Consider the following 14,384-nt stretch of genomic DNA (forward strand, 5'->3'; position numbering starts at 1 on the left):
GCGAATGAGCCACGAGCCCGGCGCTCGCAGGCTTCACGCGCTCGGCGCAGAAGGGTGTGAGGCGCGGGAGGCGTCGGATTCCATTCGCCCCACGAGCGCTCGGTGCTGCAGAAAAACCGCGTAGGTCACGAGCACAAACGCGGGTATTCCCATGAGCAGTTTGGCTACGCCGAGCGCGTCCGTCGCTCCCGCGAAATACAGCGGGGCCTGCACCGCGACCTTGAGCACGAAAAGTCCTGCAAAAAGGAGCGTGGAAGAGGTGTAGGTGTGCATGCCCGCTTTTGACGATCGCCACTGGGCCACGCGCGGGTCAACGATCGCTGCGACATAGCCCACGGCGGGATGTCTCACGAGCACAGAGAGCAGAAGTCCGATGGCGTACACGGCGTTCGTGACAAGGCCCGGCACATAAAAACCGCTTCCGTTACCGCTTTTAATGGCGATGAACGCCCCAAGAGCCACCCCAATTGCGCCGCTTATCGCCGGTGTGACCTGGCTTTTGGTGACGATCCGCCAGATGAGGGCGATAGCCACGACGGCAAGCGAGGCGGCGCTTGCGATGACGACGTTGCGAGTGAGCAAGAACAGGATGACGAAAAGGAGAGTCGGCACGACCGACTCGACTAGCCCGCGCACACCGCCGATCGCGTCCACGACGCTGTATTCCTTGGAGGAAAAACTCGCCTTGAGGCCGGTTGCGGGGGGCTCGGGAGCAGAAGAAGGAGAGGTCACTGGCCGTCATCCTTTACACCGTGAATTGCGTAGCGAGGGTTGTACATGAGGCGTTTGCGGCCGCGAAACCCTACAAACCCCTCGACCTCGAGACGCGTCCCAGGCTCGATGCCTGCGATTGACTGTCGGCCGAGCCAGACGAGCGCGAGCCTGCCCGTGCCATCGTGTAGCTCGACGTCGAGCTTCGGGTCGCGGCCGGCCGGCTGCACGACGATCGAGCTCACCGTGCCGAGGCAGCGGGCGCGGCGACGCGAGGTGATCGAACCAATCTCATCGCGATCCGCGAGGCCGTCATCCTCATCATCGGGGACCGACGATGAGACGTTCAGGAATTCTTTCGCCTTCGCAAAGACGCTCACGCGCTACCTCACTTCGGCGATGGTGGGCCCCTGACCGAGCGGGTCGTTTTCATCCGGGAGCGCAGTCGCAGCACCTTCCCCAGGAATCGTCAACTCGAGAACCTCGCGGGGCGCCTTCGCCATCGAACCGCGAACGACGACGATTGAGCGAATGATGTCCTCGATCTCTTCGCGGACCGGTCCCGCCTGCAGTGCGGCACCGGAAATGACAGCGCGCAAGAACCAGCGGGGACCATCGATACCCACGAAACGCATGGGGCGGTGCGCGCGCGAGTTCGATCCTTTGACGGCGATCGGAATTCGAGCGTAAAGCTCGGTGCCGAACGCCCCCTCGCGCGTTTCAGTCGTCCCGCCTTGCGACGCGATCGATTCGCGCAAGGACTTCCGGATCTCATCCCACAGCCCCTCGCTTTTGGGAGCCGCGAACGCATTGACCTGGATCTGGGAATCCCCGTAGGTGAGGGTGAGGCCCGTGACAGCCCTTGAGCGTTGCTCTACCTCAACGGCGATGCTCATGCCGTCGCGTGCGGGGATTTGCAGCGATCCGAAATCGAGTCGCTCGTCGTCGGGCGCGTCCGCGATGTCGTAAGGTCCCTTCACCTCTTCTGGTTCAGGGGCGCTTTCCTCAGAAGCCTGCATGTTTTCAGCGGGCGCAGCCTTCCTCTTTGAGCGTCCAAAAAGTCCCATGACTATGCCTCGTTTCCTGTGCTGTCAGCGGTCGAAGAAAAGCCGCCGCTCGAGCCAAAACCTGCTTCGCCTCGCTCTGCTTCGTCGAGAGAATCCACGTCCACGATGCGCGGGCGCAGAATCGGGACGATCACGAGTTGCGCGATGCGATCACCGCGGGAAATGCGAAGAGTGTCGCTCCGGTCCGTGTTGAGAAGGGCAACCTTGAGTTCGCCACGGTAGCCCTCATCCACGATCCCGGGACCATTCACAATTGTGATGCCATGCTTTGCGGCGAGCCCCGAACGGGGGCACACAAGTCCGACGGTTGCCGGCGGAAGCGCGATCCTCACTCCCGTGGGAATGAGAGCGCGTTCACCGGGGGCGAGCTCGTAGTCAATAGCGCTCGCGAGATCAAGTCCCGCGTCGTCGGCGTGCGCTCGTGTGAGCGAGAGTTCTGGGGCGTCGCACACGGTCTGAAGTTCGACCGCCGACGCCGTGGTTGCCGTGGCGTTTTCACTCATGTCTCAAGCCTATCCCCGCGCGGGTTCTTCTCGCTGATTCCTGGGTGCGTGGTGCGGCACGTATAGAGACGAGCCCAAGGCGCGACGCGTGTACGCCTCGAGGCATGTGAGACGATGGCAGCCATGACCTCCCTGTTTCATGAGCGCCTCCATCCCGGCCCATTTGTCGTGTGCATCGCGATTATCTTCGGTGTTTTGCTGGGGGCGATTCTTACGCCATTGAGCGAGATCGTCGGTATTGCCACCGCCATCACCCTCGGGGCTTTCTTTCCGGCGCTTCTCGTCGCCTCCTCGCCCGTGGTGGAGGTTCGCGAGGATGTGGTTGCCGCAGGTCCCGCGCGCATCGAGGTGGATGTTCTCGGTGAACCGCGCATCCTGAACAAAGCGGATTTCGAAAAAATTCTGGGGCCGGACATTCGCCCTCTTGATTTTCGAGTTGTACGCGGATGGATTTCGACCGGCGTTGAAGTACCGGTTATCGACCCCGACGACCCGACACCCGCACTCGTGTTATCGCTACGCCGCCCCGAAGATTTTGCCTTGGCTCTCAAAGCCGCGCAGAAAAAACGGGCGCACGAGGATTCTTCCTCGCACACCCGCTAAAGGTTCGCAGGGTTTTAGTCGCCCGAGCATTCTTTACAAATGATGAGCTTGCCCTCGACGTGATCGATCTGGCTGCGGTGCTTCACAAGGAAGCACGAGCCACACGTGAATTCGTCAACCTGACGAGGCAGCACGGTTACCGAGAGTTCCTCGTTGGAGAGGTCGGCACCGGGAAGTTCAAACCCCTCGGCAGCTTCGGCTTCGTCTTCGTCAACGGCAGGCGAGGCGTTATCGTTCCGGCGCCCCTTGAGTTCCTCAATCGAGTCCTCGCTCGAGTCGTCGTCCTTCTTGAATGGGGCGTCGTAATCGGTGGCCATGATTCTCTTTCACGGGGGTCTGGGGCGCTGGGGGTTTGGCGCCAAATGCGGAGTTGAGCAACGGCGGGAATTCTCCCAGGTTGGCTCTCACTTTTCAAGCTGTCCGAAGAAGATACCAGAGTTCCGCTCCTCGCGCCTCTATGGCCGCGATCGCTCTGACCTCGACGTGTCAGCAGTATTTTTCGAGGCCGGCCCTTTAGTATTGGCAGCACGCGAGACCTCGACAGAGAAAGAAGGCCGTTTAATGCGCGAGCTCACACTCGGCGGATTGCACGAGAACTCCGATCACCTCATTCTGCTCGATGCTGAGGGCGAGCGGTACACGGTGCGCATTGATGAGGCTTTGCGCGCGGCGGTGCGCCGCGATGCCTCGTCCGTTGGCCTCATTCAGCAGTCCCATTCGTCCGCGCTGCGACCGAAAGACATCCAAGCCATGCTCAGGGGTGGCTCGACAGTCGAGTCGATCGCCGAGCTTGCGGACATGGATGTTGAGCATGTGAAGCGCTACGAGGGGCCCGTGCGAGCAGAACGCGATCACACGGCCCGTCGTGCTCAAGAATTCCGCACGTCCAAAGGCGGAACAGAAAAACTCATCGATGTTGTTGAGCCTCGCCTCCGTGCGCGAGGGGTTGAAGACGACATCGACTGGGACGCGTGGCGCCGAAGCGACGGTACCTGGACTCTCCAGCTCACCTTCGTCGCGGGTGGTCGCTCGCGCATCGCAACGTGGCAGGCCGATCTTCCGAACCGCGTCGTGACAGCCGAGGACAACGAGGCCCGCTGGCTTTCGGATTCTGAAGTGGCACCCGAGGCTCCCTCCGCGCGCCCCCGCTTTAAGGCGCAGCGCGCACACGTGTTCAACGTCGAAGAGGGCGAATCACCTCGTTCGGCGCAGTCTCCTGCGACGACCACTCCCATTTCAGAGCGTGAGCTCGATGAGCTCAATGCGCGCCGCGGCACGCCGTCTGTCGACCACGGCCAGCAGGCACCCGTGTCACAGCCCGAGCCGCAGCTCGAGCACTCGACCGACGCCGAAGAAACCTCGCCGTGGCAGAGCCTCGAGGAATACACGCCAGAAGAACCATCCGATCCGGCTCCTTCGGCCAGCGAGGAACCCGAACCTGTGAGCGAGGAACGCCCCGCCCCCGTGCGTATCGTGCCGATTACCGCGCGGCACCATGACCGCAAGGTTCACGCTGATTCTTTCGACACCGAGGAAGTCTCCTATGTCGAGGCTCCCGAGGATCTGAGCGAAGCTCCTGACCCCGCGCACGACCCCTCGGCCTCCGAAGAGGACCCTCGCGAAGACGAGACTCCCGAGGGCGAAGAGCCGGCCGAGGACGCCGCAGAAACCGCACCGGCCGCCGATGGCACCGAAGAGTCAGCCGAAGAAGGCGGAGACGAGGACTCTCAGCTCACACCACTTCCGGGCTTTGACGATGAGCCAAAGAAGCCAGCGAAGAAGCCCAAGCGCCAGCGCGCTTCGATTCCGTCATGGGATGACATCGTCTTCGGGCACAGGGACTGACACCTCCACCTCAAGACGCCACTCACACCTCGATTTGAAGGAACGGCACGAAAAGTTCGGCCTCGCTCAGCGAGCCGTGCACGCCGCGCTGCTCGAGAGAGGCCGCTGACACGAAGCCGGTGTGAGTGAATTGGTGGTGTCCCCGCGCAAAGATGAGGGCATCTCCGAGGCGTTCGTGCACCACCCGCGAATCGGCGAAACCCGGGTCGCCGAGCAGACCGCTCGAAAGCATCTGTTCGGAGTCGAGAACGAGGCCCCGCTCCCCTACCCAGTCGCGAAGATCGGCGAGGGGTAGGCACCCGTCGGAACTATTGAACCGAACCATGAGTGCGCGCCCCTCCCCCGCGACGCCCGTACACCGCGAAAGCGGAGCGGGCGCCTGGGCGAGATCGGCAATGTGGTCAGACTTGGCGGGGATCATGCCGTGATCAGCGGTGATACTCACGCGGGTCCGTGGAGGAAGCGCGCGCATGACCGTGCTGAGGAACCTATCCGTATCCTCGAGAGCGTCGAGCCACGCGGTTGAGCCTGGCCCATAGCGATGCCCAGCCTTGTCGATCTCAGGAACGTGAAGATAACACGCACCGTTATCGCCCACGTGGGCGAGCGCCTTTCGCAGGGCACCGATCCGGCCTCCAGGTGAGGAGTAGCCGAAGAAATCCCAGCGTTCGGCGGGCTGGAGCATTCCCGTGAGGAAACTCGTGCGGTAGCGTGCGGGCCCCACGTGCGCGACCCGCCGCTGCTGGCGCTGCTCGGAAATATCCACGCGAATCCACTCGCGCGGCCCAAGGTCCTTAGCACCCGTAAGATTGTTGACTCGGGAGCCACTCGCCGTAAGTCCTTCATAGCCGAGGATGCCGTGGCTGAGCGGCGCGAGCCCCGTGAAGAGTGAGGCGAGCACGCTCGTCGTGGTCGCGGGCGCGATGGTCATCTCTCGTTCGATCTCCCTCGCGTGGGCACGGAAAAACCGAGCGTGTGCCCTCGCACGCTCGAGTGCGTCAAAGCCTAGGCCGTCGACGAGGATCAAAAGATCGCGCCCTGAACCGTCCTCGAGCGCGTCACGCCACTTTCGCACGAGGCGGGGCGTGCCCTCGCGCCAATCGACGAGGGCGGTCATTGCGTAGCGTCGTAGAGAGAATCGAAAAACGCGAGTGCGTCGGCGATGGCCTGCTCGCCGTCGGCGAGTGCGCTCACCCTCAGCACGAGGTCGGCCTCGCGACTCTCACCCGTGTAGCCGTGGTCGGCGCTGCATTGGGGGTCATCGCACCATGCGGGCTGCACATCGAGCCTGCGGTTCGCGCCCCAACTGAGGCCGAGCGTCACCTCTGCTTCGCGCGGTGCGATCGCGGTTCCGTCAGTGTCGTACGCCTGGGCAAGCGCGAGATTGCCCACGCGAGCAAGTTTCACGCGTTCGGTCGACACAATGACCTGGGTGGGATTGAGTGCATCCGCGCTCTCATCGTCGAGATGCACGATGAGCAAATGGTCGTCCGTGAGCGCGAGGATCGTGAGGTGACGTCGCACTTCCGGCCCGTCGAATGTGGTCTCGGGCCTCACGAGATAGCTGCGGATTCGGGCATCGCGCACCGCACGCTCAAGAGCGGCGCGGGCCGTGTCGGGAAAATATCCGGCAAGCTCAAGTTCCGTGAGAAGTGTCGGTGGAAGGCTCATGGTTCCAGTGTAGTGAGGTCAGGCGTGCTCAGGTGGCGTGGTCCGACGGTTGCCTCGCATCCGCTGATCTCTATCCCACGGGCATTCACTCGCACTGGGCTCAGAGTGAGCGACGTGAGGTCTTCAAGCTCGAGGAATGCAGAAGCGAGAGTATCGATGGCGCTCGTGAGAAGCGCGCGGCCATGCGAACCACGTGGAGCGGCGGCATCAAGCACGCTCACCGCGACAAGTTCCTCGAGCATGGCCTCCGCTGTGCCGCCGTGAAGCGGTAAGCGCGCATAGGACGCATCGCCAAAGACCTCGTAGGCGATTCCGGTGAGTGCGAGAGAGAGGATCGGTCCGAGGGCTTCATCCCGGTCGAGCCGAATACGAAGCTCGCACTCGTGCTCGCGAGCCCTGCGCACATCGTTATACGGGAGGTTGAGAGCGCTGAGGAGGGCTCGTGGAAATTGGGATGACGCAAGGGCCGTGCGCGCGTCATCGAGCTGAGCGGCGGTCAGGGTTCGAGGAGCGTGCGCAGAGGGGCGCCTGTGTGCACGCGTGTGCGCAGCCCGCAGCGACGTGGCCAGAGCCTCGCTTGCACGGGATGCAGTGGCGAATACCGGCGGCAGGTTCGGGTTTTCGCGAAGCGCGGACCTGAGCACGCGAACGCGGGGCTCATCGCTCACGACGACCATGAGCACCTGGACGGCGGAGCCGGAGGCGAGGGTCGCGAGAGCCTCGGCGAGATGGATGAGATCCACGCGCTGAGTGTCCAGAATCGCGGCGATAACGCAGTCCACTCCCCCGGGCGCGGCCATCGCCGTGAAGGCGCGCGAAACGAACCGGTCGTCGCCGACGATCGGCACGCGGAAGTTCTCACTTCGCACGTCGAGTCCAGCCTCGTGCGCGGCGGCGCGCAAGGTCGCACCAAGCGCACTCGAATTCGAGAGAAGGCCCACGCGAGTGCCGTGCGCGCGCCCCTCGCGGGATAGCAGAGCAAGGGTATCGAGGAGGTGGTCGACACTCTGGGTGCGCAAGGCTCCGGCACGGTCGAGGATCTGATTAATCGCGTCATCGGGAAGCGTCGAGAACTGACGCGCGGTGTCGGCGGGCCCTCGCTCAGGTTCGTTCGGCGGGCGCACGATGAGCACGGGCACGCGCGCCGAAAGGGCCTCTATGTGGGAGATGAGGCGCGCTGGGTCGCCGAGGGACTCGAGCGAGAGTGCGACGAGCTCGATGTCCTCATCCTCGCGCCAGCGTTCAAGAGCGTCCGTCAGGGATAGGTCTGCGCGATTTCCCGCGGAAAGAAATTCCTTCACCCGCAAGCCACGTGAATCGGCCCCCGCGAGGATCATCGCGCTGAGCGCCGTTGACTGCCCCGCCATCGCGATCGTTCCACGTTCCGAGGTTCGTGGAGACAAAGATACGTTGAGGGGGTTCTCCCCCGTTCTAAAGAAGCCGAGGGACGAGGGGCCCAGAACGCGGATTCCGTGCTTTCGAGCAGCGTGCACGAGCGCTTCTTGCGCGGCATAGCCTTCATCGCCCGCGTCGGCAAAACCCGCGCTCACCACGACTGCTGCTTTCACGCCGCGCTCCGCGAGATCATCTATGGCCGAGATGCAACGGTCGGGCCGGAGGGCGAGGACAGCGAGGTCGACGGGGCCTGGCACATCGGCGATGCTTCCAAAACTCTTCAACCCGTTGATCTCGTAAGCCTCGGGATTCACGGGGAAAATAGTGCCGTTGAAACCGCTTGCGATAAGCCCGCGAATGATCTGCGCCCCTACTTGATCGCGCCGTCGACTCGCCCCAACGACCATGATCGACGTCACGTCAAACAACAGCGACATGGATGCGGCCTCGGCTCGACGTATGCGATCGCGGCGCGCCTCACGGGTGGCAGCCGTCGGAACCGCGCTCCATGAAAGGGCCACGGCCCCTTCTTCCGCCTCGCCACGCTCGAGAGCGAAACCCAAACGCTCGAGGACGCGGAACATCGCGTCGTTGTCAGCGAGGACATCTGCGGTGAAGGTCTCGATCCCAACCGAACGTGCGAGTTCGGTGATGCGCTCGAGAAGTACTGTGCCAATTCCCTGCCCCTGGAGGTGGTCGGCCACGACGCACGCGAGGTCCGCAACCGTGGGAGCGGTCCGGGTGAAACGCGCGACGCCGACGATCTGTTCCCCCCTGAACGCACCGAGGGCGATGCGATCGCGTCCATCGACGCGCGTGAGCCGCTTGAGCTCATCGCGGCTAAGCGACTGCTTCGACGTGAAAAACCGCTGATACCGCGTTCGCTGAGATAAAACGCCGTAAAAGGCCTCGAGTGCACGGGCATCCGCGGGCGTGAGAGGCCGAACGAGGATGCCCATGCCGTTTGCCGCGCATTCGTAGGAGGACCACCACTCGGGGTAGAGCCCACCGTGTGCGCGCCCTTTCGCGCTTCGCCTTCCTCGTGCCATGTGACAATTCTACGTTCGCCGCCTGCGCCGTATGTGGGATTGACGCTGGCACAATGGTTTGCATGGCCTCACGTACATCCACGCCCGCCCCGGAGCCGATCAAGGAAAACATCGTCGACATCGACGTCACGAGCGAGATGGAGACGTCTTTCCTTGAGTACGCGTATTCGGTGATCTACTCCCGCGCGCTCCCCGACGCCCGCGACGGCCTCAAGCCTGTTCAGCGCAGGATTCTCTACACGATGGACAACATGGGCCTTCGCCCCGATAAGGGGCACGTGAAGAGCCAGCGTGTGGTCGGCGATGTGATGGGTAAGCTCCACCCGCACGGTGACTCCGCGATCTACGACGCACTCGTGAGGCTCGCGCAAGACTTCAACATGCGCCTGCCCCTCGTGGATGGCCACGGCAACTTTGGCTCGCTCGACAACGGCCCCGCGGCCGCCCGCTACACCGAAGCGCGCATGGCTAAAGCCGCGCTCCTGATGACGGCCTCGCTCGACGAGGACGTCGTCACCATGGTGCCGAACTACGACAACCAGCTTCTCCAGCCGGAAGTCCTGCCCGCCCAATACCCGAACCTCCTCGTCAACGGCGCCGCGGGCATCGCGGTGGGCATGGCCACCAACATGGCGCCCCACAACCTCGTCGAGGTCATCGCGGCTGCGCGTCACCTCCTCGACAATCCAGAGGCCTCGCTCGAGGATCTTATGCGCTTCGTTCCCGGCCCCGATCTTCCAAGCGGTGGCCGCATCGTAGGGCTCGACGGTATCCGTGACGCCTACGAGACCGGCCGCGGAACTTTCAAGATGCGCGCGACCACCAAAGTCGAGAATGTCACGAGCCGCAAGAAGGCGATCGTCGTGACCGAACTGCCCTACCAGATCGGCCCGGAGAAAATCGCCGAAAAGCTCCGCGATGCAGTGCAGGCCAAGAAGGTCCAGGGCATTAGCGACTACCAGGACCTCTCCGACCGCAAGAACGGAATGCGGCTCGTGCTCACCCTCAAGAGCGGCTTCAATCCCGAGGCAGTCCTCCAGCAGCTGTACAAGCACACCCCCATGGAGGATTCCTTTGGCATTAACAATGTCGCGCTCGTGAACGGGCAGCCCCGCACGCTCGGCCTCAAACCGCTCTTGCGCGTCTTCCTCGATCACCGCATCGACGTCGTGCGTCGCCGCACTGAGTTCCGTCTCGGCAAGCGGCGCGATCGTCTCCACCTCGTTGAGGGCCTCCTCATCGCGATCGTCGACATCGACGAGGTCATTCAGATCATTCGCTCCTCGGACACGGTTGAGAGTGCGCGCGAGCGCCTCATGGCCGTCTTCGACCTTTCGAGCGCACAGGCCGAATACATTCTCGAACTGCGTCTTCGCCGACTCACAAAGTTCTCGCGGCTCGAGCTCGAGTCAGAACGCGACGAACTCGAACGCGAGATCGCAGAGCTGCTCGAAATTCTCTCCGAGGAGGCTGCGCTCCACCGCGTCGTGAGCGCAGAGCTTCAGGCCGTCGCCGAAGAACATGGAACGCCGCGCCGAACGATCCTCCTCGAGGCCGATGCCGCGAAGGCCAAAGCGACGCCCGCGAGCCTCGAGATCGAAGACGCGCCGTGCGATGTCCTCCTGTCTGGAACCGGCCTCATTGCCAGGGTCCCGCGCATCGACGCCGTGAACGCCGATGCGCACACGCGCTCGCAACACGATGTCATCCGTGCACGCGTGAGCACAACAACACGCTCCGTAATTGGCGCCGTCACCGACCTCGGTCGTCTCCTCCACGTCGATGTCGTCGACCTTCCCGCGCTCGCACCTTCGGCCGGCTCCTCGTCGATCGCGGGCGGAACACGCTTGACCGACCTCCTCTCGCTCGAGAAAGATGAAACGGTCGTGGGCCTCGTGCGGCTCGACCTTCCCGAGGGTGAAACCGACAAAGGCGGCATCGCGCTCGGTACCGCGAACGGCGTCGTCAAGCGCGTCAACAGAGACTTCCCGAAGTCGGACGGTTTCGACATCGTGACGCTCAAGGGCGACGACCGTGTCGTGGGCGTCGTCGACATGCGCGACGATGCCGACATGGATCTGGCCTTTATTACCGCTCACGCCCACCTCCTCCACTTCCCCGCCTCGGGCGTGCGTCCCCAGGGACGCAGCGGCTCGGGCGTCGCCGGCATCAAGCTCGGCGAGGGCGACGCGGTCATCGGATTCGGCGCCTTCGACGTCACTAAACCCGGCGAAGTCGTGACCGTCGCGGGCTCCTCGAGCGCACTCGACGGAGTCCAATCAGGCTCACTCAAGGTTTCCGCCGCCTCGGAATACCCGGCGAAGGGGCGCGCGACGGGTGGCGTTCGCTGTCATCGCTTCCTGCGCGGCGAGGACGTGCTGATCTCCGCGTGGATCGTTAATTCGCCCGCACTCGCGTGCTCGGATGCCGGCGCGCCCATCGACCTTCCTTCGCCGATCGCCAGGCGAGACGGATCCGGCTCACCCCTCACGCTCCCGATCGCCTCGGTTGGCTCCCTGTCATGACTTCACGACCCCTTCCCGACGGCGTGACGCTCGGCGAGCGCGAGGGCGCCACCGTACTGAGCGCTCGCACTCACGCATGCGCCCTCGATCTCTCGCTGTCCGGCGGCCACGTGACGAGCTGGATCCCGAACGGTCATGACGAGACCCTGTGGCTCTCGCCCCTTGCGACGTTCACCCCCGGGCACCACATCCGCGGTGGAGTCCCGCTCATAGGCCCGTGGTTTGGCCGCGGAAACTCGGGCACCGAAGAGCCACAACACGGATGGTTCCGGCGTGTCCAGTGGAAGCTTGCAAGCGTTGAGGTCACCCCCGACGGCACCATCGACGTCTCCCTCGACCTCGCTGAGATCCGCAACTATCCCGGGGTCGAAGTAAAAGCGGCCAGGCTGCACGTCCGTGCGGGCGCGACACTCGAGCTCAGCCTGGACGTCACCGCAGGCGGCAAACCCCTCGACCTTGAGGCGGCGTTCCACACGTATTTCCTCGTGAGCGACGTGCGCGAGACAACCGTCGGAGGCCTCGAGAACGTTCCCTACACCGATGCTGCCCGCTCTCGAACCGCGGGCCTGGGTCCCTCCGTCCTCCGCTTTTGCGCTCCCACCGACCTGGTCTTCGAAGCAGCACCGCCGCTCGTGTTGACCGACCCGGGCGCCGCGCGGCGGATCGTCATCGACCAGCACGGCGCAAGCCGCACGGTCGTGTGGACGCCTTGGCAGGCGGACGTCGCCGCCACCGCCGACATTCCCGACAGCGAATGGACGCGATTCGTGTGCGTCGAAACTGCGGTGAGCGAAGGCGGAACTGTGCATCTCGCCCCAGGAGCGACGCACACTCTCACGGCGCGCTATACCCTCGAGCACAGCTGAGCTCTAGGCGTCGATCCTCTCGACGTCGAGTTCTTCCGCGCCTTCGACGATGAACTGCTTGCGAGGGGCGACCTCGGAGCCCATGAGGAGCTCGAACACGCGATCGGCCGATTCGGCATCCTGAATCGTCACGCGACGAAGCAGGCGCTGCGACGGGTCCATGGTCGTGTCCGCGAGCTGATCGGCGTCCATTTCACCAAGGCCCTTGTAGCGCTGAATAGGCTCCTTGTACCGCTTCTTCGAACGCTCGAGCTTCTTGAGAAGCTGTTGCAGTTCCTTCTCGGAGTACGTGTACACGTATTCGTTCTTTTTCGAACCGCCGTGAATGATCTCGACGCGGTGCAGAGGGGGCACTGCCGCGTAGATGCGGCCTTGCTCGATGAGCGGGCGCATGTAGCGGTGGAAAAGCGTGAGCAGGAGGGTGCGAATATGGGCGCCGTCGACGTCAGCATCGGTCATCATGACGATTTTGCCGTAGCGCGCCTGCTCAATATCGAACGTGCGACCGGAACCGGCCCCAATCACCTGGATGATATTGGCGCATTCGGCGTTTTTGAGCATGTCCGTAATCGAGGCTTTTTGCACGTTGAGGATCTTGCCGCGGATCGGCAGGAGCGCCTGAAATTCCGAGTCGCGTGCGCTTTTCGCGGTGCCGAGTGCCGAGTCACCCTCGACGATAAAGAGCTCGGAGCGGTCGATCCCGGTGTGGCGGCAGTCGGCGAGCTTCGTGGGCATGGTCGAGGATTCGAGCGCGTTCTTGCGGCGCGAAACTTCCTTGTGCATGCGTGCGGCCACGCGTGCCCGCATCTCGCTCACGACCTTGTCCACAACGAGCGCCGCCTGCTCTTTTTCGCCCTTCTTGGTCGATGCGAGGAATGCGCCGAGTTCACGCTCGACGACTTTCGCGACGATCTGACGCGCGGCGGGGGTTCCGAGGACTTCTTTCGTTTGGCCCTCGAACTGTGGTTCATCGATACGGACGGTGACCACCGCGGTGAGGCCCGCGAGGGTGTCGTCCTTTTCGATCTTTTCTTTCTTCGCGTTGAATTTCACGCGGCGCGATTGCGCATCGACGGCCTTACGGACGACCTTGACGAGCGCCTGCTCAAAGCCTGTGACGTGAGTTCCGCCCTTGGGCGTGGCGACAATGTTGACGAAACTCCGAACGGTCGTGTCGTAATCCGCACCCCACCGCAAAGCGATATCGACTTCGCACGTACGGCTCACGTCCTTGGAGACCATGTGACCGCTTTTATCGAGAACCGGCACGGTTTCCGTGTAGTCGCCCGATCCCGTCAGCCGAATGACGTCGGTAATCTTCTGGTCCTTCGCGAGATAGTCGACGAATTCGGAGATACCGCCCGCGTAGTGGAAGACGGTGCGCTCGCTCTGTTCGGGGGTGCGCTCTTCGCGCCTATCGAGAAGAACGATTGTGAGCCCTGGGACGAGGAACGCCGTTTGGCGGGCGCGGCGCTGAATCTCGTCGAGGACGACGTGAGCTCCTTTAATAAAGATCTGCGAATCGACCCAGTAGCGCACGCGCGTGCCAGTGACGCCTCGCTTGACCTTGCCGATTTCGCGCAATTCACCTGCGCCTGCGAACTTCGTAAACGGCGAGGCAGGATCAGGCGCACTCTGATCGTCAAAAGTGCCCGCGATGCCTCGCTGGAAACTCATGGCGTACGTTTTGCCGCCTCGGTCAACCTCGACGTCCATGCGAGAACTCAGCGCGTTGACGACCGATGCGCCGACGCCGTGGAGGCCGCCCGAATTCGAGTATGAACCGCCGCCGAACTTCCCACCCGCGTGCAGCTTGGTGTAGACGACTTCGACGCCCGTGAGCCCCGTGCGCGGCTCCTTGTCGATCGGGACGCCTCGCGCTTTGTCCTGCACTTCGATCGAGCCGTCGGGGTGGAGGATGATCGTGATCTCGTCCCCAAAACCGCCGAGGGCTTCGTCAACCGCGTTATCAAGAATCTCCCACAGGCAGTGCATGAGGCCGCGCGAATCCGTCGAGCCGATGTACATACCTGGGCGTTTACGTACGGCTTCGAGGCCTTCGAGGACCTGAAGGTTCGCTGCATCGTAGGCTGCCGTCTGGGAGTTTGTCTTTTGTGCCACGCCCCGATCTTAGGCGGGAACGCGCCTG

Annotated in this window: 13 protein-coding genes; 4 read left to right on the forward strand and 9 right to left on the reverse strand. The window is 63.3% G+C overall.

Features of this window, described 5'->3' with window-relative positions; translation table 11 throughout:
* Positions 1-33: 33 nt before the first annotated feature.
* The 4 genes from HMPREF1484_RS08650 to dut are packed head-to-tail and all read right to left on the reverse strand — an operon-like array spanning position 34 to position 2,281.
* On the reverse strand, positions 34-732 hold the full coding sequence (locus HMPREF1484_RS08650) for a DUF3159 domain-containing protein (RefSeq protein ID WP_016664662.1): 699 nt from the start codon (positions 730-732) through the stop codon (positions 34-36).
* Positions 729-1,091 (reverse strand): OB-fold nucleic acid binding domain-containing protein, encoded by a 363-nt coding sequence (locus tag HMPREF1484_RS08655; RefSeq protein WP_016664663.1) that lies wholly within the window; start codon positions 1,089-1,091, stop codon positions 729-731. The genes HMPREF1484_RS08650 and HMPREF1484_RS08655 overlap by 4 nt, the downstream gene beginning before the upstream one ends.
* 3 nt (positions 1,092-1,094) lie before the next feature.
* Positions 1,095-1,778 carry a DUF3710 domain-containing protein gene (locus tag HMPREF1484_RS08660; RefSeq protein ID WP_016664664.1) on the reverse strand — a complete coding sequence of 228 codons (684 nt, stop codon included), beginning with the start codon at positions 1,776-1,778 and terminating at the stop codon, positions 1,095-1,097.
* Between the two features lie 2 nt (positions 1,779-1,780).
* Entirely contained in the window at positions 1,781-2,281 is a 501-nt protein-coding gene (gene dut, locus HMPREF1484_RS08665) for a dUTP diphosphatase (protein ID WP_016664665.1), read from the reverse strand.
* A gap of 123 nt (positions 2,282-2,404) precedes the next feature.
* Here dut and HMPREF1484_RS08670 point away from each other — a divergent pair, with 123 nt between their 5' ends.
* A complete protein-coding gene (locus HMPREF1484_RS08670; protein ID WP_051120659.1) occupies positions 2,405-2,884 on the forward strand; it encodes a DUF3093 domain-containing protein in 480 nt (159 codons plus the stop codon).
* Positions 2,885-2,898: 14 nt separating this feature from the next.
* On the opposite strand, the gene HMPREF1484_RS08675 is transcribed toward HMPREF1484_RS08670, so the two are convergent.
* Complete coding sequence (locus HMPREF1484_RS08675) at positions 2,899-3,201, reverse strand: DUF4193 domain-containing protein (protein WP_016664667.1); 303 nt, start codon at positions 3,199-3,201, stop codon at positions 2,899-2,901.
* A 244-nt stretch (positions 3,202-3,445) separates the two neighbouring features.
* On the opposite strand from HMPREF1484_RS08675, the gene sepH reads away from it, so the two are divergent.
* Positions 3,446-4,729 (forward strand): septation protein SepH, encoded by a 1,284-nt coding sequence (gene sepH, locus HMPREF1484_RS08680; protein WP_016664668.1) that lies wholly within the window; start codon positions 3,446-3,448, stop codon positions 4,727-4,729.
* 22 nt (positions 4,730-4,751) lie between these two features.
* Here the strand turns inward: sepH and HMPREF1484_RS08685 are convergent, their stop codons facing one another.
* Genes HMPREF1484_RS08685 through HMPREF1484_RS08695 form a run of 3 tightly spaced genes read right to left on the reverse strand, consistent with a single transcriptional unit; the run spans position 4,752 to position 8,844 of the window.
* Positions 4,752-5,846, reverse strand: a complete 1,095-nt coding sequence (locus HMPREF1484_RS08685; protein ID WP_016664669.1) for an alkaline phosphatase family protein — start codon at positions 5,844-5,846, stop codon at positions 4,752-4,754.
* Complete coding sequence (locus HMPREF1484_RS08690; RefSeq protein WP_016664670.1) at positions 5,843-6,400, reverse strand: DUF5998 family protein; 558 nt, start codon at positions 6,398-6,400, stop codon at positions 5,843-5,845. Before HMPREF1484_RS08690 ends, HMPREF1484_RS08685 begins: the two co-directional genes overlap by 4 nt.
* Positions 6,397-8,844, reverse strand: coding sequence for a GNAT family N-acetyltransferase (locus tag HMPREF1484_RS08695; protein ID WP_051120660.1), 2,448 nt, complete (start codon positions 8,842-8,844; stop codon positions 6,397-6,399). The genes HMPREF1484_RS08690 and HMPREF1484_RS08695 overlap by 4 nt, the downstream gene beginning before the upstream one ends.
* A 62-nt stretch (positions 8,845-8,906) precedes the next feature.
* Here HMPREF1484_RS08695 and HMPREF1484_RS08700 point away from each other — a divergent pair, with 62 nt between their 5' ends.
* Positions 8,907-11,369 (forward strand): DNA topoisomerase (ATP-hydrolyzing) subunit A, encoded by a 2,463-nt coding sequence (locus HMPREF1484_RS08700; RefSeq protein ID WP_040386989.1) that lies wholly within the window; start codon positions 8,907-8,909, stop codon positions 11,367-11,369.
* Positions 11,366-12,235, forward strand: a complete 870-nt coding sequence (locus HMPREF1484_RS08705; protein ID WP_016664673.1) for a D-hexose-6-phosphate mutarotase — start codon at positions 11,366-11,368, stop codon at positions 12,233-12,235. Before HMPREF1484_RS08700 ends, HMPREF1484_RS08705 begins: the two co-directional genes overlap by 4 nt.
* A gap of 3 nt (positions 12,236-12,238) precedes the next feature.
* On the opposite strand, the gene HMPREF1484_RS08710 is transcribed toward HMPREF1484_RS08705, so the two are convergent.
* Positions 12,239-14,356, reverse strand: a complete 2,118-nt coding sequence (locus HMPREF1484_RS08710; RefSeq protein WP_016664674.1) for a type IIA DNA topoisomerase subunit B — start codon at positions 14,354-14,356, stop codon at positions 12,239-12,241.
* Between the last annotated feature and the right edge of the window lie 28 nt (positions 14,357-14,384).

The organism is Dermabacter sp. HFH0086, assembly GCF_000413375.1.
GTDB classification, from domain to species: Bacteria; Actinomycetota; Actinomycetes; order Actinomycetales; family Dermabacteraceae; genus Dermabacter; species Dermabacter hominis.